The organism is Brevibacillus sp. SAFN-007a (assembly GCF_051967035.1).
Lineage (GTDB): Bacteria > Bacillota > Bacilli > Brevibacillales > Brevibacillaceae > Brevibacillus.
On the sequence record NZ_JBQCKK010000034.1, the window covers coordinates 1 to 18,243 of the forward strand.

Below are 18,243 nucleotides of genomic sequence, written 5' to 3' on the forward strand. Positions count from 1 at the left end.
GGCAAGGGATGGCTACTCATAGCTATAAGCTTTCCTGAACCCCCAGTCAAACTGGGGGTTTTCGTTATATAAAAAAACGACTGCCCGCAGGCAGCCGCGTCACCCCTGTTTGTGTTCCGGCCGTGATCGTACAGGCAAGACAAACGTCTCTCCTTGCCGTTCGACGACGATGCGATTTTTTTCCTCGCCCGCTGCCGCAAGCAAGCGCTGCATCGGTTCGTCCACTGGTTCGAGCGACAGGACGAACGTATTCCAATGAATCGGCGCCAGCCATGTGCCTCCGCTCTCCTTGAACATTTGCCAGGCCTGCTCGGGTGTGCAATGCGCCGCTTGATAGGCATCGGGCTTGTAGGCTCCGATCGGCATGAACACGAGATCAAACGGTCCGAACTGCTGCCGAAGGTTCTCCATCGGCATGTAGGCCGTATCGCCAGGGTACAACAAGCGCACGCCGTTTTTCTCGATGACATAGCCGTTGTATCCGTAGTCATGGTTCCACGGGAAACGGTTGCCCCAGTGTCTGACTACAATCGCGGTGATGGTCGCACCGTCTGCTGTCGTGACGGTTTGCCCCGGGGCAAGCTCCCGGCAGGAAGCAAACGGCATGCGGCGCAGCAGTTTTCCGGTTTGGCTGGCTGTGATGACATGCGTGGACGGACGAGCCAGACGGCGCAGCGTCGGAAGGTCGAAATGATCCATATGAGCATGGGACAACAAAATCAAATCGACGTTGCCGATCTCGTCAAAATCAAGAGCGGGAGGCGTGAAGCGCTTGGGGCCAACATGCCATAGCCCTGCGAGACGAAGCCCCAACGCTTCGCCCAATACCGGGTCCGTCAAGATTTTGGTTCCGTACACATTCAACAAGATCGTTGAGTGGCCCACCCACGTAAATGTCACCTCATCATCCGACCAGCTCTCGGGGACGGGCTTCGCCTCCAGCTCTTGAAACGGCGGCTTCGGAAGCCGTCCCAGATGGTACCAGTAACGGTACGCCACGTAGCCAATCAAGCCCGCAGCCAGCACTCCCAACAGGGAAACAAGCCAGATGAGGAATGAATGTTGCATCAGAGAACCCCTTTTTCCATAGCGTGATTGTCTCATTATAGCAAAAGTTTCCACCGCAAACGCAAGGGCAAAGCGTACCGAAATCGGCTGATTTTCGCCGAAAGCCGCTCCTGTTCCCCATAAAAAAGCACCTGCCCGCCTGTCGCGGATAGCAGGTGCTGGCGGAGCAGATTGTGCTATACTGCTACTGCCTATAGAGCGTTCAAAAGGAGGTACATTCATGATTTTGCACAAAGGGGAAACGTTGTTTCGCCAGGGCGAGACCGGACCGCTCTACCATCTGAAAAGCGGGATGCTCAAAATCAACCGGATACACGCGGACGGAACGCTGACACTGGTCAACGTCATCGTGCCAGGCGAAACGATCCCGCATCACTCGCTGCTCAGCCCCAATCCGTACTACGGAACGGCAGTCGCGCTCGTCACCTGCGAGGTCGAAGTGCTGTCCGCGAGCGACTGGTACCGGGAGCTGGAACAAAACCATCAAAAATGTCGACAGATCGCCCTCCAGCTGCAAGCGAAGCTCCAGATGATGCAGCAGCGAATCGACCAGTTGTCCGAGGTCTCCCCGGCGGAAAGACTGCGCAAGCTACAGCTCTGGTTCCAGTCGTTCGTTCCCGTCGCTTCCCTGTCGGAGGTGCTGACGCAGGATGAAATCGGCCAGTTTATCGGGCTGCGCCGGGAAACGGTCAACCGCTTGCTGCGCGCCCAGGCAAGCGCCCGCAAGTAAGTGGTCCGGCGCTTCCCCGACTTATTCCAGTGTTCCAGCAGGTCCGAAAAACTCAAAGTGGATGTCCGGCGCAGGCACTCCCCACTCCTTCAAAGCACGATGGACCGTTTGCATGAAGGGAACAGGGCCACAGAAATAAAAGCTGGCGTTTTTGTCGGCAATGACGCTTTGCAGCCAAGGCAAATCAACGTAGCCCTCTTTGTGAAAAGCTCGCGCTGCCCGGTCCTGCTCGGTCGGCTTTTCATAGCACCAGAACGCTTTTCGTTGCGGATGCTGGGCAACCAGCTCCTCCACGCTGTCTCGCATCGCATGCACGTTTCCGTTTCGTGCGGCGTGAATGAAGGTAACCCCGCGATTCGGCGCGGTTTTCACCAGCGTTTTCAGCATGCTCATCATCGGTGTCAGTCCCACGCCGCCACTGATCAGCACGACAGGTCTGTCATCCTCTTGATCCAGTGTGAAGTCGCCTGCCGGAGCGGACAGAAGCAGCGTATCCCCTTCATTGACCTGCTCCCACAAGTAGACGGACACTTTTCCGGCCGGCTTGCCGTCCATGGCGTCCTCCCGTTTAACCGAGATGCGGTAGTACGGATGACCTGGCGCATCAGAGAGGCTGTACTGGCGAATGTGCGTATGTTCCTCGCCAGGTATCGCCAGCTTGACGCTGACATACTGCCCGGGCTGGTAGCTCGCAATCGGTTTGCCGTCCTTGGGCACCAGGTAAAAGGAAGCGATGACCTCGCTCTCCTGTACTTTGCGCTCGACGACAAACTCGCGGAAGTCCGCCCAGCCGCCTGGCTGTCCCTCCGCCTGCTCGTACATTTCCGCTTCGACGCTGATAAACGCGTCTGCAATGACCTGGTATGCGTCCGCCCATGCCTGGATGATTTCGTCTGTCGCAGCATCGCCCAGCACCTCTTTGATCGCGGCGAGCAAGTTTTCCCCGACAATCGGATAATGCTCCGGCTTGATCCCCAGGCTGCGGTGCTTGTGCCCGATCTGTTTGACCACGGGCAAGATATGTTCCAGCTTGTCGATGTGCAGGGCAGCGGCATACACCGCATTAGCCAGCGCCGCTTGCTGTCTGCCCTGTTTCTGGTGAGCGTGATTGAAAATGTTCAGAAGCTCCGGATGATTGGCAACCATCCGCTGATAAAAGCGTTTGGTGATCGTGGTCCCGTGTACTTCCAGTACAGGCACGGTAGATTTGATGATGGCGATTGTGTTTTGGTTCAACATAGGGGCCCTCCTTGACATTCAACGACTGATCTATGTCTGTAGTGTACCGGAGCAAAGGTTCTATCCCGTGTGATTGCAATCACAGCAAAATGAAACGATTTGTGACAAGGAAAATGCGCCGGGCATTGGCGAAAGCCGCAGCCGTCTTTCTATAAAAAAACTCATCCCTCGCCTTATTGGACGGGGATGAGCTGTATTTGGTTCTATCAAGTTGTCCGCCGCGCTTGTGCCATCCGCTCTTTCACAAACCGGGCAATGCCGTCTGTGTCGTCTACATGAAAGCAGGGCAGCTCCGCCTGCTTCTGTTCTCCCCAGCTCACGACTCCGACCAGATTGGAGACGGAGCGAAGCAATTCAGCGTCTTCCGGCCGTCGCAGCAGCGCGAGCTTCGGATAGCCCTCCCGTTTGAAGCCTTCCACGAGGACGAGATCCGCTCCGGCGTCCGCGAGACGCTGTACGAGCACGGCCAACTCTTGCGGACGCTGCTCCACGATCGCCGTCTTCGTTCGGGAGGTGATGGCTACCAGGGTAGCTCCTGCCTCACGATAGCGCCATGTATCTTTTCCAGGCTGGTCCCATTCAAAATCGTGGCCGCCGTCGTGCTTGATGACGCCGACCCGCAGTCCTGCCCCCTCCAGGAGAGGGATGAGCTTCGTCAACAAGGTCGTCTTGCCGCTGTTGGAATACCCGACGAGTTGCAGCACGCACGGCTGTTTGTCCAGATCCATTCGCTATCCTTCCTTCCTCCAGGTCGGGGCGGCATGAGTCAGCACCTCGACCAGTTCGCCCGCCTGCTTGCCGCTCCCGCCTGGCGGGATGACAATGAAGCATTCGCTGTCCTTGAGCGTTCCGAGATTGCCCGCCTTGTCATTGAAATCGGGCACCGCCAAAAGTCCCCCGTCTTGTTCCAACAGTCTGCCGCGCAAATAGCGCGGGTACGGGCACGGCTTTTGATAGGCGACAGCGAGTCTCGCCCGGATCATGTGCGGGACTGCCTCCGCCTCCCCCAGAAAACGGCGAATGGCCGTACGGGCGAACAGCTCAAACCCGAGGAAACAGGCTCCGGGATTTCCTGAAAGCGCCAGATACGGCTTGCCTCCCACGAGCATGCTGGTCGTCGGACTGGCCGGACGCATCGCGACCCGGTTGAACAACAGCTCCACATCCGGATCATCCGCAAGGAGCGCCACCACGTCAAAATCGCCCACGGACACTCCTCCGCTGGAGATGAGCATATCCACCTGCTGCATGTATTCACTGATTTTTTGCTTCGCCACAGCGAATTCGTCGGGCAGGCTGGAAAAGCAGACAGGGATGCCCCCCGCCTCGGCAATGAGCGCGGTCAGCATCGGCGTATTGCTGTTGCGGATTTTGCCTGGGACGAGCGGCTCGTCCATGCCCAACAGCTCGCTGCCCGTCGACAGGAGGCCGACCCGCGGCCTGCGAAACACATTGACCCGCGCATAGCCGAACGTAGCCAGAATAGCGATCGTACCTGCATTAATCCTCTCGCCAGCCTTGGCGATCACCGTTCCTTTTGCCATCTCTTCGCCGCGGCGGGAGACATTTTCCCCAGACTGCATCGCCCGCTTGATCCAGACGGTCTCCGCGTACTCGCCAGGATTGTGCGTTTGCTCAAACATAATCACGGCATCGGCGCCTTCTGGCAGCATCGCTCCGGTCATGATTCGCGTAGCGCAGCCTTCGGTCACCGCCCGAGTCGGAACCTGCCCCGCCGCTACGGTCTCGATCACCGTGAGCGCCAGCGGATGGGCGACAGAAGCTCCGACCGTATCCGCTGCTCTGACTGCAAAGCCATCGAGCGGCGAGCGGTCAAAGGGCGGCAAATCGTAGGTAGCGTACAAATCATCAGCCAAAATGCGCCCGTACGCCTCCCCGATATGCACCTGTTCCGTTTCCAGCGACGGCACTACCGCGAGCCATTTGCCCATCGCTTCCTCTACCGAAACCGTTTGCCGCGCAAAACGCATCGTCCGTTCCTCCTCATCCTGACCGCCCATCGCGCCGCTTTTGGTCAGCCGACGCTTATTTCCAGATCATCTATCGTTTTTTCCTTGTATTTCAAATCTTTATTCGCAGTGAACGAATCTGCCTTTTCGATCTTGACTGCCGTATTGTACTCCGGGATACCCGCGTAGGCTTCGTACACGCCTTTGGGAATCAGCACGTTTCCTTCCGGCCAGTACACCTGGACGTTCCCTCTTCTCGTATCCGCAAACTTGGCGCGCCCTTGGAAGGTGCCATAGCTATTATACACCACAATGCTTTCCCCTTCCGCAATGCGCAGCTCCCGCGCGTCTTCCGGATGGATTAAAATATCGTAGCGGTCCGCGTTGTTGAACGGGTCCTTGTCGCTGTAGATCATCGAGTTGAACTGCTTGCCGCGGCGAGTCGTCACGTAAAAATGACCTTCCGGCTTGTCGAGCTTTGGAATCTCGATCGGCAAAAGATTCGCTCGGCCGTCCGGCGTCGGGCACACTCCGTCCTCGCACAGCCAGGCTCCTCCCCATTGAAACACATCGCCGCGCTTTTTCAAATGCTGGATGCCGTCGTAGTTCGGATTGGCCTGCGCGATTTCCGCGCGGATTTCCTCGGCGCTGGCAAAGTGCATGAGATGCTTTTTCTCCGGATGCACACGCGCAGCCAAATCGACGTAAATCTGCCACTCCGCCCGCGCCTCCCCGATCCGTGGTCCCTCGATCTCGGCACTGAAGTACACCATCCGCTCTGTGCTGGTCGAGGTGCCGCCGCCCGGCTGTTCGTAGCGCGTCATCGCCGGCAGGACGATCACCTCTTCCTTGGCATCGACAAGAGTAGACGTATTGAAAATGATGTCCTGGTGGACGCGCAACTCGACGCTCCGCAAACATTTTTCCATAAAGCCGGGGTCAGGCATCGTCTCCAGGAAGTTGCCGCCGCTCGTGTAAAACAGCCGCGTCTTGCGCTCGTGTCCATCGGGCAGCAAGGCGTTTTCCAGCGAGATGCCGACAATATCGCCTTGCCATTTCGGGATCGGGAACTTCCACAGCTTTTCGATCCTCGTCCAGTTTTTTTCATCGAAATCGCCGCCGGGCAAGCTGAACGGGTCCGCTCCCATCTCCCCGGAGCCCTGCACGCCGGAGTGGCCGCGAATCGGCATCACGCCGCAGTGCTTCCGCCCCAAAAAGCCGCGCAGGATCGCCAGATTGGCGACAGAGGAAATGTTGTCCGTACCGAAGCGGTGCTGGGTCAGTCCCATGCTCCATACAAATACACCGGATTTGGCGTTGGCGAGCAAGAGCGCAAATTCCTTCAGCCGTTCCCTGCTCAAGCCAGACGATTGCTCGATCTGCTCCCACGCAAGATTCATCACATGCGCGCGCAGCTCCTCGATGCCGTTTGCATGCTCCCGGACAAACTCGCGGTTGATCGCCGAGCCCGGATTGGCTTCTTCCATCTCAAACCAGTGCTTCATCACGCCGTTCATGAAGGCGATGTCGCCGCCGATGTTGACCTGGTAAAAATCGTCCGCGAGCTTTGTCCCGAACAAGGCGCTCTCCGGCACGGACGGAATCCAGTACTTTTCCATCGCCGGCTCCTTGTACGGGTTAATCAGGATGATTTTCGTTCCCGCTTTTTTGGCCGCGTACATGTACTTCGTGGAGACAGGCTGGTTGTTCGCCGGAACCGAGCCGAAGAAGACGAGCACATCCGTCCCGATCCAGTCCTGGTAGTTGCAGCTCGACGCCCCGATGCCAAGCGACCGCTTCAAGGCTGTCTTGCTCGGCGAGTGGCAAATGCGGGAAGCGTTGTCGATGTTGTTCGTCCCCAGGAAACGAGCCATTTTCGCCGCCGTGTAGTACACTTCGTTCGTAATTCCCCGCGCCGTCAGGAAAAATGCGAGCTGCTTCGGACTGATGCCTTTGATCTTGTTCGCGATCCGGTCCAGGGCGTCGTTCCAGGTGATCCGCGTGAATTTGGTTTCGCCCGGCTTGCGCGACAGCGGATACGGAATTCTGCCCAGCTTGCGTAGCTCCACACTGGACATCCGCCTGAGAACGCTTACATCTTCCAGCCATTTGTCCTCCATCGCCGGCATCGTATTGAGGCGCAGCACGTTCAACCGAGTCGTACACAAATGCGGGCCTGTGAGCGTCTGATCGTACAGCCCGGACACGCCGAGCGCGCAACCGTCGCACACTCCCTGAGTCAAAATCCGGTAGGCGTAACCGAGGTTGTCCCGGTTGTCATACACGACCTTCATCGTGTCGAGTATGTGATGCGGCTTGATTTTGCCAAGTCCCATGGGCATCATGGAAGCCCACAGGGAAGGCTTCAGCGACGTATCCAGCTTGACCGGTCCCTTATGCTTGGTCTTCCCCATTGGTTTTTTCGCTCCTCTCTTGTCAAACACCCGCGAGACTAAAAAACCACCATGAAACCGTCCCTGATTCCCAAAGGAAGAGAGCGTGTTCACGGTGGTTGTCTAAAGGCAGGTTCGCTACCCAAGTCTCAACGTCGTGTTTGCTGCGAAATCCGCTTTGTCTAACCGGTGAACAGGAACGCTGCTTCGCTTAGACTTACGGTTCGTTTTTCCATTTTTTCTCGATGTCCTGATCGAAAACGAAGATGGACATCCCAAAATCGCGTTCAATGTCAATATCGACGAACAGGTCGACGAGTTTGGCTCCCAAAAACGCTTCCATGTCGACTGGCGGGTGCTTCCGATACATCTCTTTGACCATTTCGGTTCTGGCAGTTCGTAGCGTCTGCTTTCCATCTTCCGAAGTGGCAATGAACTTTTCCACCGGCGAAAGATTGCCTTCCATTTCGCAGATCGCCCAGTTTTTGCAAAACGTGGTGCTGATCTTGCTAGGACCCTTCCCCATATGGCGCTTTCGGAAAGCTCTGACCAAATTGCTGAACTCTGCTTCGAACTTATTCATCGGCGCTACTCACCTTTATTCCCATCATTCTCTACTAAGACTTTACCATTCTTTAACTAGCCAATTCAACAGACTTTTCTCGCTGTCTGGCTTCTTCCTTCAACTTCTTGATATCCACCCGGATGAGAAGGGAAATCACGAAGGCGACAATGAACATCGCTGCGAATACGCTCATCGTCCCTGTGTAGCTCTTCGTCGTCTCGCGTACCCATGCGGCAAAGATCGGCCCCGCCAGTCCTGCCGCCGCCCATGCGGTCAGGATGTAGCCGTGTATCGCCCCCAGCTGTCTTGTGCCAAACAGGTCGCCAATGTAGGCAGGGATGGACGCGAAGCCGCCTCCGTAGCAGGTCATGATGAAAAACATCGCCACCATGAACAGTACCGGATGGCTCATGGTCGGCAGCAGGAAAAACAGCACCATCTGGATGGCAAAGAAAGCCGTATACGTATTCGCCCGACCGATGTAGTCAGACAGCGAAGCCCAGCCGATCCGTCCTGCCCCGTTGAACAAACCGTTCAGTCCCACCATCAAGGCAGCGGTCTGCACAGACATGCCGACCATTTCCTGCGCCATCGGGGATGCGACGGAAATGACAGCGATTCCACAAGTCACGTTGATAAACAGCATCAGCCACAGCCAGTAAAAACGGCGCGTCCTGATCGCTTCGTTGGCGGTTAACTGGCACAAATCTTTTTGAAGCTGCTTGTCGCCTGCCGCCCCTTCGCCGGAAAACCCATCGGGAACCCAGTCTTTCGGCGGGGGAGACAAATACTGCGCAGAAGCGAACATCACGACGAAATACAGAATGCCCAACACGTAAAAGGTGTTTCCGATGCCGACATGCTCAATCAGCGCGTTCATGATCGGACTGGCAATCATCGAAGCGAAGCCAAAGCCCATGATCGCAAGTCCCGTCGCCAGTCCGCGGCGATCCGGGAACCACTTCACAAGCGTGGACACCGGGGTAATATACCCGACTCCCAGCCCAATTCCACCCAGCACCCCATAACAAATGTACAAAAGCGGCAAGCTGGCAAGCTGGATGGCAAGCCCGGAGCCGACTATTCCGATTCCGAAGAAGAGGGAAGCCAGCGTTCCCGCTTTTCGCGGCCCGTGCTTCTCTACGTAGTGACCGAGAAAGGCGGCAGACAACCCGAGAAACAAAATCGCGATACTGAAGGTAAACTGCACATCCGGCAGCGCCCAGCCAAACTGCTGGGTAATCGGCTTGGTAAATACGCTCCACGCGTACACCGAGCCAATCGAGATATGAATCCCCACCGCAGCCAAGGCAATCAGCCAACGGTTTTTCACTTGTTGCTCCATCCTATTCCTCTCCTTTACAATGGTAGTACTGGTCGTGGTTGGGATGCCGCCCCATCATCGGAGCGCCACTCCCCCCAGCAAAAAGAAAAACTGCCGATTTCATCGACACCCCCGCCTTTTCCACCCAAGCGGAAACAAAGGGATCCATGAAACACAGCAGTTAATCATCAGCAGGAACGCTACATCAGCATCAACAGGCACGTGCCGTCTTATGTAATTGGCTGTAATGGGCGCTTCGCGCTTCGTAGCGAGAGATTCGGTGACAGGTTCGCTGTTCCGTGTCTTTTCGCTCTATCCGCTATGCGCGTACAAAAATGACTGAAAGTCGAAAATTTTATGACAGTTTATTCCTTACATAGTATACTACCATGTAAGCGCTCACGCGACAATATGCTCTCTGTCAAAATCGAGTCACAACGTGTCCCTTCTCGAAGCACGAACAAGATACAGGAGGTTCGCATGTCTGAACTGAGCAAAACGACCCGTCGGCGCGTCCTGAAGATTACGGCTGACCGGCATGGCTGGGAAGACGACGAGATCGTAACGGAATACCCGCTCACGATTTTTCTCAACGACGAAGAATTTGCTACCGTCGTCTGCACCCCAGCCGATCTGGAGGAGATGGTGATCGGATTCCTCGCAGCGGAGGGAGCGATCCAAAGCTACGGGGAGATCAAGCAGGTCACGATTGACGAAGCAAAAGGACTGGCCTATGTAGACCTGCACAAAGAAACGATTCTGGCTCAGAGCTTTTACTCCAAGCGCAGAATTACGTCTTGTTGTGGCAAAAGCAGACAGTCCTTCTACTTTTTCAGCGATGCCCGCACCGCGAAACCAGCCAGCGGCACAACCTCCATCACCTCTGCCCAATGCATCCGGCTGATGGAGGAGCTGCAAGCCTCTTCCGTCATCCATCAGCAGACGGGAGGCGTTCACAACGCGGCGCTTTGCACGCCCGAGCAAGTCCTCTTGCAGTATTCCGACATCGGACGCCACAATGCTCTGGACAAAATTTACGGGAAGTGCTTGCGGGATCAGCTTCCGACCACGGACAAAATTCTCGTGTTCAGCGGACGGCTCTCGTCCGAGGTTCTGCTCAAGGCTGCCAAGATCGGCACCGGCATCATTCTGTCCAAATCCGCTCCGACCGACCTGGCCCTGCAACTGGCAGAAGAGCTGCAAATCACTGCGGTCGGATTCATCCGCCAAAACAAAATGAATGTCTACACACATCCGGAGCGAATTGTCTTGCCTGAGAATACGCGTGATGCGTGAGGCTTGCGCCTGCGAACCGGACAGGCCTACTGCTGTCCCGTTTTCCTGCGCTGCTCCTCGCGAATGGCAGCGTCGTACTCTTCCGGTGTATTCGCATTGAACAGCGCCCACGGATCGAGCCAGCCTTCCGGCACGACCAGAACGGAAAGCTTGCGAATCGTCTTCAGCAGCCGCCGTTCGTCCTGTTCCAGTGCTTGTTCCCAGACAGGCTGCGTGTGTTTGCGGTACAAGGCGCACAGCGGATGAAGCCGCCCCTGTGCAGATGGAATGACAGCGTCCCAGCCGTCTTTTCCGGCGGCATACGCCAGCAGGCTTGCGATTTGCGTCCGGTCCATAAACGGCAGGTCGCAGGAGAGCACGAGCAGCACGTCCTCCGCGCAAAGGCGAAACGCCGTTACCAGGCCGCTCACCGGACCCGCAGAGGGCACGAGATCAGCCGTCACTCTCACATCGGCTCGTTTCGCCAACTCTGCCGGGATGCGATCCGGCTCGTTGGATACAATCAGGCACGGCATCCCGACTGCCAACACTTCTCTTCCCAGCTCGGTCAAAAAAGTGCCGTCGCGCCACGCAAGCTGGTCCTTCGCCACGCCCATCCGGCTGCTTTTTCCTCCAGCCAAAATGACCGCATGCACGTTCTGTTGCATAAGCATCTCCTGCCGTCTCCAAAGTTTTTTTCAGGTCAGGGTTGACAATAATCGTTATTAGTTTATAATAATTATAAATAAGAAATCATTATAAAAAGGGAGAGATTACGATTATGGAAAACACCATCCAGCATGTTTTGAATAAGCAAGTGGCAAACTGGACCGTTCTGTTTACAAAGCTACACAACTTTCACTGGAATGTAAAAGGCCCGCACTTCTTCGCCCTGCACGCGAAGTTTGAAGAACTGTACAACGAAGCTGCCGCGCACATCGACGCATTGGCAGAACGCGTGCTGGCAATCGGCGGCAAGCCTGTCGGGACGTTGAGCGCATCTCTGGCCACAGCAAGCATCACAGAGGCGGAAGGCAACGAATCTGCCGAGCAAATGGTAGAAACCATCGCCCGCGACTTCTCGATTCTCGTCGATGAGCTGAAGCTCGCGATCGAAGCTGCCGAGCAAGCAAACGACGAGGCGACAGCGGAGATGCTCCAGGACATTCGCAACGGTCTGGAAAAGCATATCTGGATGCTCAACGCGTTCCTGCACTAACAGCCTGCCCCACACAATGGAATACAAAGAGGCGACCGTGCTTGCACGTCGCCTTTTTGCGCTGAGGAATTCGCGGCTTCCTGCACCAGTCCTCCCCTACGCCAGTGAAAAAATCAGCTTCCTTCCATCCTTCTCTACTTTTACCTGGGGCAGATACTTCAATGACTTCTGTACGCCGATGTAAGGACTGGCGAACTCGACGTCGTATTTTTCCTTCAAAATCAAGCAGAGATCCATCAGAGTCATCGGGGACGTGCTTTCTCGCAGGATGTTCTCGATGTATGTAGCCACTTCCTGATAATTGTGACGAATGTGGGTCTTCCTGACCTTGATCCGCTTCACCATATCTGTCGGAAGCTCCTCTGTCGTCACCGCTACTTCATCCGTCAGATCGGTTGCATCCACGCCTGCCCCGGCATCGATTTCCCGAATCCGGTTCAGAAGCTCTTTGATGTCTGCTCCGAGTTGCTTGTCCTGGTCTACGTATTGCCGACGCAGGGCCATTCGTTGCTCCAGCATGGCCTGCAGTGTCATCTGCAACGCTTTCCGCTCATTAAACATTGCGATATGTATTCCCCTTTTCACAAAAAGTCGAATATTGTGGCATGTATATTCCATGATAATATAATTCGTTTCGCTTGAGAACGAGGAATTGTTACCGAAGCGTCCAGGTAAACACGAGCTCCCTCTCTTAGATGCAAAGAGCCCCCAAGTATATGTATACTTAGGGGTTGGTCTGTGGTCCAGGCAAAAGTTTTTTTCTCAATACCTGAAATTCGAGATGATCTTTTGCAGTTCTTCAGACATCCTGGACAGAGCCAAGGCGGACGAAGCAATTTCTTCCATGGAGGCCAATTGCTCTTCTGTAGCAGCAGAAACATTTTGAGTTCCGGCTGCTGTTTCTCTGGCGACTTCCCGGATGGTTGTCACCGATTGCACAATGTTTTCCATCGACGCTGCGACCCGCTGCGCACCGGCTGACACCGCTTGAATCTGAACAGCGACATCGTCGACGGAGCGTTGAATGTGCGCGAAGGATGTTCCTGCTTGGGTTGCTACTACCATGCCTTCGCTCACTTCGTTTTTCACCTGATCCATGGAAGCTACCGCTTTTTGCATCTGTTCGCGGATCACCGAAATGACATCGCTGATTTTATTGGCAGAACCGGCTGACTGCTCTGCAAGCTTTCTCACTTCCTCTGCAACGACAGCAAATCCCCTGCCGTGTTCGCCTGCCCTTGCCGCTTCAATAGCGGCATTCAACGCCAACAAATTCGTTTGAGCAGCAATGTCGGTAATCACTTGAACAATTTCGCCGATTTCCTCAGAACGATCGCCCAAATCTTTGATTGCATCTGCCAGGTCATGCGCCTTGGCGTGAATGGAACCCATTTGTTCGTTTGCGGTTTGGAGCGCCTGATTTCCTTCCTCTGCTACTTGCGCTGCTTGGACGGCAGAAGCAGATACTTTCTGAGCGTTGGCCGCAATTTTTTCAATTTCTTGCGCCATTTCGTTAATCGTTTGGGCACTCTGGTCTACGCTGGAGGCTTGCTGCTCGGAGCCTGAGGCTACTTCCTGCATGGTGGAAGCGACTTGCTCGGTGGCTCTGCTTGTTTGTTCAGCACTTGCCGTTAACTCTTCCGCAGATGCCGCAACCTGCTCGGCATTGACGCCCACTTGATGAATCAGGCTGCGCAAGTTGTTTTTCATGACCGTAAAGGAATGGGCCAGCTCCCCGATCTCGTCCTTGTTCTTTACAACAATATCTTCCACAGTCAGGTCTCCCGCCGCCATTTTTTGTGCAGAGGAGGCAAGCAAGACGACTGGTCTCGCAATCCATCTCGAAACAAAATAGCCAATACAGAGTGCCACAATGACTGCGATCACGCTGATGATGAGTCCGGTTGTGATGACGTCGTCCACCCGAATGGAGTTTTCTTGCGAGGCTTGCGTCATTCGTGTTTGTTCCCGCTCATTGATTTCGTCAGCTACCGCCCGAATGTCCCTGGAAAGCGGAAACACCGTGGTGTTGGCTATCTCCAGAGCCCGGTCGCTGCTCACAGAGAGAATCTGGTTTTTTAATTCATCGTATTGCTTGTTCAAAGTCTCGATCTTGCCCAGCGCATTCTTGGTCTCTGGCGTTGAGGCGATTTCCATGGTGGAGGATACGAGAGCAGATAGCTCCTTGCTTGCATCCTCCATTTTTTTCGCGGCTTCCGGATTTTGTGTCAGCAGGTAGTCTCGCAAACTGCTATTCATCTGCGTAGCCTGTACCTGAATCGCTTTGGCGTTCAGGAGCACTTTCGCCTGTACATCTACCAGATCAGAATACGAGTTGTCTACTTCCTTCAGAAACGCGAACGATAATCCACTCACGATCACCAAAAGCAGAGACACCGCTAAAAATCCGCCAATGATTTTCTTTCCGATTGTCCATTTCATGCTGTACCCTCCCGATTCGCAAGGAAATACGTTCTTGTTACGATCAGCCAAACTGGTTCGTTGACAGCGATGAGCTTTTCGATGGCAAGCCCTTCCTGTCGATTATAAGCATACAAGCAGAGTTGGCTCTGTTGCAAGTCGGAGGAAAAAGGGATAGCGTCAGGGAGTTCACTTGGCCTCAGCGCTTTATGGCAACAAGCGAAAAGAAAAACCCCGGACGAGCTGCAACAACTCGTCTGGAGTCCATCATGGTCAAACGTAAAACGTAATCGAAAAACGCATTTTTGTCAGCTAATTTTCGCTACAATTTTTCCTTTCCCTTTACGAGTAGCCAGTTCAGCCAATGCTGCCGGGACTTCTTCCATTGCAATGATTTTCTCAACAAGTGGATTTAGTTTGCCCTCTTGAAGAAGGGAGAGCATATGATTTCCGATTTCTGAGAGTTTTCGCTGTTCACGTATATTACCGGACTGATGCACGCTTCCAAGAGCTACTTGGTGAAAAGATAGGGGACGTGCAAATGAAATCGCATCATTCACATCAGGAGCTCCGGCAATAAACGCAATTTGTCCGTTAAAAGCAAGAGCCCTCAAAGATTTTTCAGCATTTTCACGTCCTACTGTATCAAGGACCAAATCTACCCCTCGTCCGTTCGTGATTTCCAAAGCTTTCTCTACAAAGTCTTCTTTTTGGTAGTCGATTGCATAATCGGCTCCCAGGCTCTTTACATACGCATGATTCATAGAAGAGGCGGTTGTTAACACCGTCAGTCCTGCGTTTTTCGCCAGTTGAATAGCAAAGCCGCCTACTCCGCCTGCTCCTGCATGAACGAAAATCGTCTCCCCTCGGGAAGCTCGCATTTTATGGAACAGGGCTTGATAAGCTGTATATCCGGCACACGGAAGAGCAGCAGCTTCTTCAAAGGATACTCCTTCTGGAATGACCGATACTGTATGAGCGGTTGTCACTCCATATTCAGCATATCCGCCTTTTTTCGTCAAGTCACTGTGATAGACAACTCTGTCTCCCACTTGGATATTTGTTACCTTTTCGCCTACTTCTTCAACCACGCCAGCGGAATCCAACCCCAAAACATGCGGGTATACCCAATTGGGATTTCCTCTGATACCTGTTTGATAGTCTACAGGGTTACATGCAGTAGCTTTTATTTTGACCAGGATTTCACCTGGCTTCGGCGACGGTTTTTCTACATCCCCTACTTTCATTTCAAATACGTTTGCTTTTTCTTCGAGCAGTAATGCCTTCATTGTAAGCTCCCCCCTTTAATAAGCACCTTGTGAATACGTTAACTCATAACTGTGTGTATAAATTTCGAGTACATTCCCGAACGGGTCTTCGCAATACACCATTTTATAAGGCTTTTCATTTGGATAATATTCACGAATAGGCATACGTTGCTTCCCTCCGTGAGCTACCACTTTTTCAACAAGCCCTTCAATATCAGGATCTTGTACACAAAAATGAAAAATCCCCGTTTTCCAAAATTCAAAGTTATTTTCGGGAGTTTCATTTGCTGAAAATTCAAATATTTCTATGCCGACTTTATCAGATGTTGCCAAGTGAGCGATTTTCAATTTTCCCCAGCCCCTTCCAAATACATCTGTGCACATTTGTCCAATCGGGCTGTCGTCTTCTCGAATTTCAGACGGTTCCATAATGACATACCATCCTAATACTTCTGTATAAAACGCAACAGCTTTCTGTACATCCGGTACAGATAATCCAATATGGGAAAATGAACGAGGATATGTGTTCGCCATTTTTTATCTTCTCCTTTTTACCTTTCGTTCTTTTTCAGTATAATGAAGGACATGTTGGAATGGAAAGTCGGCACTTTCATGTAACCAGGTACCCTAATCGTAACCATCGTTCATGTTTACTTGGCTATATGTGGGCAAAACCAAGAACTTTCACGTGGAGGATGAACGTTGACTACGCCAAAATACAATGTGCCTGTGGAAGCAACGCTGGAAGTAATCGGAGGAAAATGGAAAGTTGTCATTTTATGCCTGTTAAAAGAAGGAGAAAAACGCTTCAGTGAACTGCAAAGAGGCATACCACTTATTACGAAAAAAATGCTTTCCCAGCAGTTAAGAGAATTAGAGGAAGACGGAATCATCAGCCGGAGAGTTTACGATGATGTTCCCCCTAAAGTTGAGTACTCGCTAACGGAAGAAGGAGAAAGTTTACGCGAAATTTTACATGCAATGTGCGCATGGGGAGACAGAAGAATGGGGAATCAGCCGGATTGCAGGTAAACTGGTGCCAAATGCCAAGGCTACTTTGTCAAAGGGAGTCGCCAGAAATTGGGATGGCAATATTTGGGTAATGGAGATGGTCTTCAATATCATCACCAAGGGAACCAGCATTTTCCCTGCTGATGCGACCTTGCTCAAAGCGTGTTCTCACACGGGGACAGTTCCATTGCCCGAAAAAGAAACCCCAAACGAGATTAGTTACTCGTTTGGGGTTAGGGAACTTATGAAATTTCAATACTGACGATTTGACCAGTTTCATCAAAATCAATCGTAACATTACCGTTTTTTGACTGGAAGTACATTGTCTGGTTTATATTTTCCTCATCGACAACACTTTTGTTATTGTCTCTAATGAAATTTATTAGTAGACACTCTTTAGCAGTGCTTTCACCTTCTGAACGCCAATCCTTTATACTGTCTACATATTTTTGAATTTGTTCAACCGTAATAAAAGCCATATATTAAACCTCCTAATTTAGTTTAATAAATTCTCCTCTTTCAATTAGATTATTGATTCTGTTTAGACTCTCAAAACCTGTTGAAACAATTCTCTTTCCATCAGGAGCAACTGTAATACGTAATAAATTTTTACTCAGCTCAGTGGAATTGTAGATGTTTATATTTCCACTACGGCTGTCAAATACTCGGATAGCATCTGGAGAGTGTAATAAGGAATCAAATCTATCCAAAGAGATTTTTCCTTGGAATCTTTCAAAGAATTTCGAGTACGCAGTCGGCATAAATTGGAACCCTGATTTAGTCTTTGGTAATTCAGGACTAATAGGTTTTGAGTATTGTGTAGTCGGGGTTGCTTTTACCCCTTTATAAGCTATATAGCCCCCGACAACGCCTACTGCTTCAACAGCCTCTACTGCAGCAACGAAACCAGTCGCAAAACCCGTTACAAATTCCTGTGCAGGGTTGTATTCTTTAAAAGCGTTTTGCTTTAAAACTTTGTCGTATGCTGTTAGCATTCCTCTAAGATTCGAAGGAAGTTTATCGTAGTCAACAATTCCTTGAACTACTGCATCTCTCAGTATAGAAATTCTCTCATTATCCATCCACCATTGCCGTTTGCATCAGCTTGAATATGTCCACTCGGGTCAATATACCTAAGTGGATTATTACTCACATACACATACCGATTCAAACTCAGCGGATTCTCCACTTGCCCCTTATACGCATCCTCCGAAATAAACATTAGTCAGCAATAAGTTAAATCCTTCAAACAAAAAGAGACCCCAGACGAGTAGTTGATTACTCGTTTGGGGTTACAGAAATGGTTATAAACTTTCTCGATAGTTTCCTGCCATCCTTTTGACTAATTATTGAATTTGCTCAACATGCCAGATGCTATCTGATAATTTAAGATGTAAATAAATGAGATTTTCTACTATCTCATCGACATTTTCTCTTTCTGCATCTTTAACACTCCTGAGTATTTTCGTAATTTCATCTGGGATAGATGAAAAGTCTTTCAGATTCTCTATTATCTCAATAATTTCGTCATCGCCTATAACTTTTTTTTGCATTCGTTATTTAAACGTTGCAGCACTTCTACTATTGATTTTAATTCATTCTGCATTTTAATCCCCCTTTTACCATTTGATTGAACGCCCTTCTTTAAGTGCTTGCTCAGTCTTTTTTGGACTGTCAACACCAAACTAGACAGATTTCTTAATTGCTTTCTGTTTGTAAACGAATGGACTCAAATACCCCAATGTTGAGTGAATTCTTGT

19 protein-coding genes and 1 pseudogene are annotated in these 18,243 nt (G+C 52.0%); 4 read left to right on the forward strand and 16 right to left on the reverse strand.

From position 1 onward, the window contains the following. Positions 1-99: 99 nt before the first annotated feature. A complete protein-coding gene (locus ACTHO6_RS20475) occupies positions 100-1,068 on the reverse strand; it encodes an MBL fold metallo-hydrolase (protein ID WP_440243624.1) in 969 nt (322 codons plus the stop codon). Positions 1,069-1,288: 220 nt separating this feature from the next. Here ACTHO6_RS20475 and ACTHO6_RS20480 point away from each other — a divergent pair, with 220 nt between their 5' ends. Continuing rightward, positions 1,289-1,798, forward strand: a complete 510-nt coding sequence (locus ACTHO6_RS20480) for a Crp/Fnr family transcriptional regulator (RefSeq protein ID WP_440243626.1) — start codon at positions 1,289-1,291, stop codon at positions 1,796-1,798. Positions 1,799-1,819: 21 nt separating this feature from the next. Here ACTHO6_RS20480 and hmpA read toward each other — a convergent pair whose 3' ends face one another. The 6 genes from hmpA to ACTHO6_RS20510 all read right to left on the reverse strand — a co-directional run bounded on the left by hmpA (position 1,820) and on the right by ACTHO6_RS20510 (position 9,310). Continuing rightward, positions 1,820-3,037: an NO-inducible flavohemoprotein gene (hmpA, locus tag ACTHO6_RS20485; protein ID WP_440243628.1), complete on the reverse strand. Its 1,218-nt coding sequence runs from the start codon at positions 3,035-3,037 to the stop codon at positions 1,820-1,822. Between the two features lie 206 nt (positions 3,038-3,243). Next, positions 3,244-3,759: a molybdopterin-guanine dinucleotide biosynthesis protein B gene (mobB, locus tag ACTHO6_RS20490; protein ID WP_440243663.1), complete on the reverse strand. Its 516-nt coding sequence runs from the start codon at positions 3,757-3,759 to the stop codon at positions 3,244-3,246. 9 nt (positions 3,760-3,768) lie between these two features. Then, positions 3,769-5,028 carry a molybdopterin molybdotransferase MoeA gene (locus ACTHO6_RS20495; protein ID WP_440243630.1) on the reverse strand — a complete coding sequence of 420 codons (1,260 nt, stop codon included), beginning with the start codon at positions 5,026-5,028 and terminating at the stop codon, positions 3,769-3,771. Positions 5,029-5,072: 44 nt separating this feature from the next. Continuing rightward, positions 5,073-7,421, reverse strand: coding sequence for an FdhF/YdeP family oxidoreductase (locus tag ACTHO6_RS20500; RefSeq protein ID WP_440243632.1), 2,349 nt, complete (start codon positions 7,419-7,421; stop codon positions 5,073-5,075). 196 nt (positions 7,422-7,617) lie between these two features. Beyond that, a complete protein-coding gene (locus tag ACTHO6_RS20505) occupies positions 7,618-7,983 on the reverse strand; it encodes a DUF2294 domain-containing protein (protein WP_440243634.1) in 366 nt (121 codons plus the stop codon). Between the two features lie 52 nt (positions 7,984-8,035). Then, positions 8,036-9,310 carry an L-lactate MFS transporter gene (locus ACTHO6_RS20510; RefSeq protein WP_440243636.1) on the reverse strand — a complete coding sequence of 425 codons (1,275 nt, stop codon included), beginning with the start codon at positions 9,308-9,310 and terminating at the stop codon, positions 8,036-8,038. Positions 9,311-9,769: 459 nt separating this feature from the next. Here ACTHO6_RS20510 and fdhD point away from each other — a divergent pair, with 459 nt between their 5' ends. Then, on the forward strand, positions 9,770-10,585 hold the full coding sequence (gene fdhD / locus ACTHO6_RS20515; protein WP_440243638.1) for a formate dehydrogenase accessory sulfurtransferase FdhD: 816 nt from the start codon (positions 9,770-9,772) through the stop codon (positions 10,583-10,585). 26 nt (positions 10,586-10,611) lie between these two features. Here fdhD and mobA read toward each other — a convergent pair whose 3' ends face one another. Further along, the gene (mobA, locus tag ACTHO6_RS20520; RefSeq protein ID WP_440243640.1) at positions 10,612-11,232 is read right to left on the reverse strand and encodes a molybdenum cofactor guanylyltransferase; all 621 of its coding nucleotides are present in this window, start codon (positions 11,230-11,232) and stop codon (positions 10,612-10,614) included. 113 nt (positions 11,233-11,345) lie between these two features. On the opposite strand from mobA, the gene ACTHO6_RS20525 reads away from it, so the two are divergent. Then, the gene (locus tag ACTHO6_RS20525) at positions 11,346-11,783 is read left to right on the forward strand and encodes a Dps family protein (RefSeq protein ID WP_440243642.1); all 438 of its coding nucleotides are present in this window, start codon (positions 11,346-11,348) and stop codon (positions 11,781-11,783) included. Between the two features lie 96 nt (positions 11,784-11,879). Here the strand turns inward: ACTHO6_RS20525 and ACTHO6_RS20530 are convergent, their stop codons facing one another. The 4 genes from ACTHO6_RS20530 to ACTHO6_RS20545 all read right to left on the reverse strand — a co-directional run bounded on the left by ACTHO6_RS20530 (position 11,880) and on the right by ACTHO6_RS20545 (position 16,006). After that, entirely contained in the window at positions 11,880-12,344 is a 465-nt protein-coding gene (locus tag ACTHO6_RS20530; protein ID WP_440243644.1) for a hypothetical protein, read from the reverse strand. Positions 12,345-12,545: 201 nt separating this feature from the next. Beyond that, entirely contained in the window at positions 12,546-14,225 is a 1,680-nt protein-coding gene (locus tag ACTHO6_RS20535; protein WP_440243647.1) for a methyl-accepting chemotaxis protein, read from the reverse strand. A gap of 287 nt (positions 14,226-14,512) precedes the next feature. Next, complete coding sequence (locus ACTHO6_RS20540) at positions 14,513-15,493, reverse strand: zinc-binding dehydrogenase (RefSeq protein WP_440243649.1); 981 nt, start codon at positions 15,491-15,493, stop codon at positions 14,513-14,515. A gap of 15 nt (positions 15,494-15,508) precedes the next feature. Continuing rightward, positions 15,509-16,006: a lactoylglutathione lyase family protein gene (locus ACTHO6_RS20545; RefSeq protein WP_440243651.1), complete on the reverse strand. Its 498-nt coding sequence runs from the start codon at positions 16,004-16,006 to the stop codon at positions 15,509-15,511. 168 nt (positions 16,007-16,174) lie between these two features. Between ACTHO6_RS20545 and ACTHO6_RS20550 the strand changes: the two genes are divergently transcribed. Beyond that, positions 16,175-16,504, forward strand: coding sequence for a winged helix-turn-helix transcriptional regulator (locus ACTHO6_RS20550; RefSeq protein ID WP_440243654.1), 330 nt, complete (start codon positions 16,175-16,177; stop codon positions 16,502-16,504). Positions 16,505-16,725: 221 nt separating this feature from the next. On the opposite strand, the gene ACTHO6_RS20555 is transcribed toward ACTHO6_RS20550, so the two are convergent. From ACTHO6_RS20555 to ACTHO6_RS20570, 4 genes and pseudogenes are all read right to left on the reverse strand, one after another. Continuing rightward, positions 16,726-16,962 (reverse strand): DUF2283 domain-containing protein, encoded by a 237-nt coding sequence (locus ACTHO6_RS20555; protein ID WP_440243656.1) that lies wholly within the window; start codon positions 16,960-16,962, stop codon positions 16,726-16,728. Between the two features lie 12 nt (positions 16,963-16,974). Further along, positions 16,975-17,565 (reverse strand): hypothetical protein, encoded by a 591-nt coding sequence (locus ACTHO6_RS20560; RefSeq protein WP_440243659.1) that lies wholly within the window; start codon positions 17,563-17,565, stop codon positions 16,975-16,977. Between the two features lie 26 nt (positions 17,566-17,591). Further along, positions 17,592-17,702, reverse strand: a pseudogene (locus ACTHO6_RS20565) (RHS repeat-associated core domain-containing protein); the annotation flags it as partial. Positions 17,703-17,829: 127 nt separating this feature from the next. After that, positions 17,830-18,036: a hypothetical protein gene (locus ACTHO6_RS20570; RefSeq protein WP_440243661.1), complete on the reverse strand. Its 207-nt coding sequence runs from the start codon at positions 18,034-18,036 to the stop codon at positions 17,830-17,832. Positions 18,037-18,243 lie beyond the last annotated feature (207 nt).

Coding starts and splice junctions, on each gene's coding strand:
- ACTHO6_RS20540 (WP_440243649.1), bottom strand. CDS start 15,493: ATGAAGGCATTACTGCTCGAAGAAAAAGCAAACGTATTTGAAATGAAA.
- ACTHO6_RS20510 (WP_440243636.1), bottom strand. CDS start 9,310: ATGGAGCAACAAGTGAAAAACCGTTGGCTGATTGCCTTGGCTGCGGTG.
- ACTHO6_RS20495 (WP_440243630.1), bottom strand. CDS start 5,028: ATGCGTTTTGCGCGGCAAACGGTTTCGGTAGAGGAAGCGATGGGCAAA.
- ACTHO6_RS20475 (WP_440243624.1), bottom strand. CDS start 1,068: ATGCAACATTCATTCCTCATCTGGCTTGTTTCCCTGTTGGGAGTGCTG.
- mobA (WP_440243640.1), bottom strand. CDS start 11,232: ATGCAACAGAACGTGCATGCGGTCATTTTGGCTGGAGGAAAAAGCAGC.
- ACTHO6_RS20500 (WP_440243632.1), bottom strand. CDS start 7,421: ATGGGGAAGACCAAGCATAAGGGACCGGTCAAGCTGGATACGTCGCTG.
- ACTHO6_RS20535 (WP_440243647.1), bottom strand. CDS start 14,225: ATGAAATGGACAATCGGAAAGAAAATCATTGGCGGATTTTTAGCGGTG.
- fdhD (WP_440243638.1), top strand. CDS start 9,770: ATGTCTGAACTGAGCAAAACGACCCGTCGGCGCGTCCTGAAGATTACG.
- ACTHO6_RS20525 (WP_440243642.1), top strand. CDS start 11,346: ATGGAAAACACCATCCAGCATGTTTTGAATAAGCAAGTGGCAAACTGG.
- ACTHO6_RS20560 (WP_440243659.1), bottom strand. CDS start 17,565: ATGGATAATGAGAGAATTTCTATACTGAGAGATGCAGTAGTTCAAGGA.
- ACTHO6_RS20480 (WP_440243626.1), top strand. CDS start 1,289: ATGATTTTGCACAAAGGGGAAACGTTGTTTCGCCAGGGCGAGACCGGA.
- ACTHO6_RS20505 (WP_440243634.1), bottom strand. CDS start 7,983: ATGAATAAGTTCGAAGCAGAGTTCAGCAATTTGGTCAGAGCTTTCCGA.
- ACTHO6_RS20555 (WP_440243656.1), bottom strand. CDS start 16,962: ATGGCTTTTATTACGGTTGAACAAATTCAAAAATATGTAGACAGTATA.
- ACTHO6_RS20570 (WP_440243661.1), bottom strand. CDS start 18,036: ATGCAAAAAAAAGTTATAGGCGATGACGAAATTATTGAGATAATAGAG.
- hmpA (WP_440243628.1), bottom strand. CDS start 3,037: ATGTTGAACCAAAACACAATCGCCATCATCAAATCTACCGTGCCTGTA.
- ACTHO6_RS20530 (WP_440243644.1), bottom strand. CDS start 12,344: ATGTTTAATGAGCGGAAAGCGTTGCAGATGACACTGCAGGCCATGCTG.
- ACTHO6_RS20545 (WP_440243651.1), bottom strand. CDS start 16,006: ATGGCGAACACATATCCTCGTTCATTTTCCCATATTGGATTATCTGTA.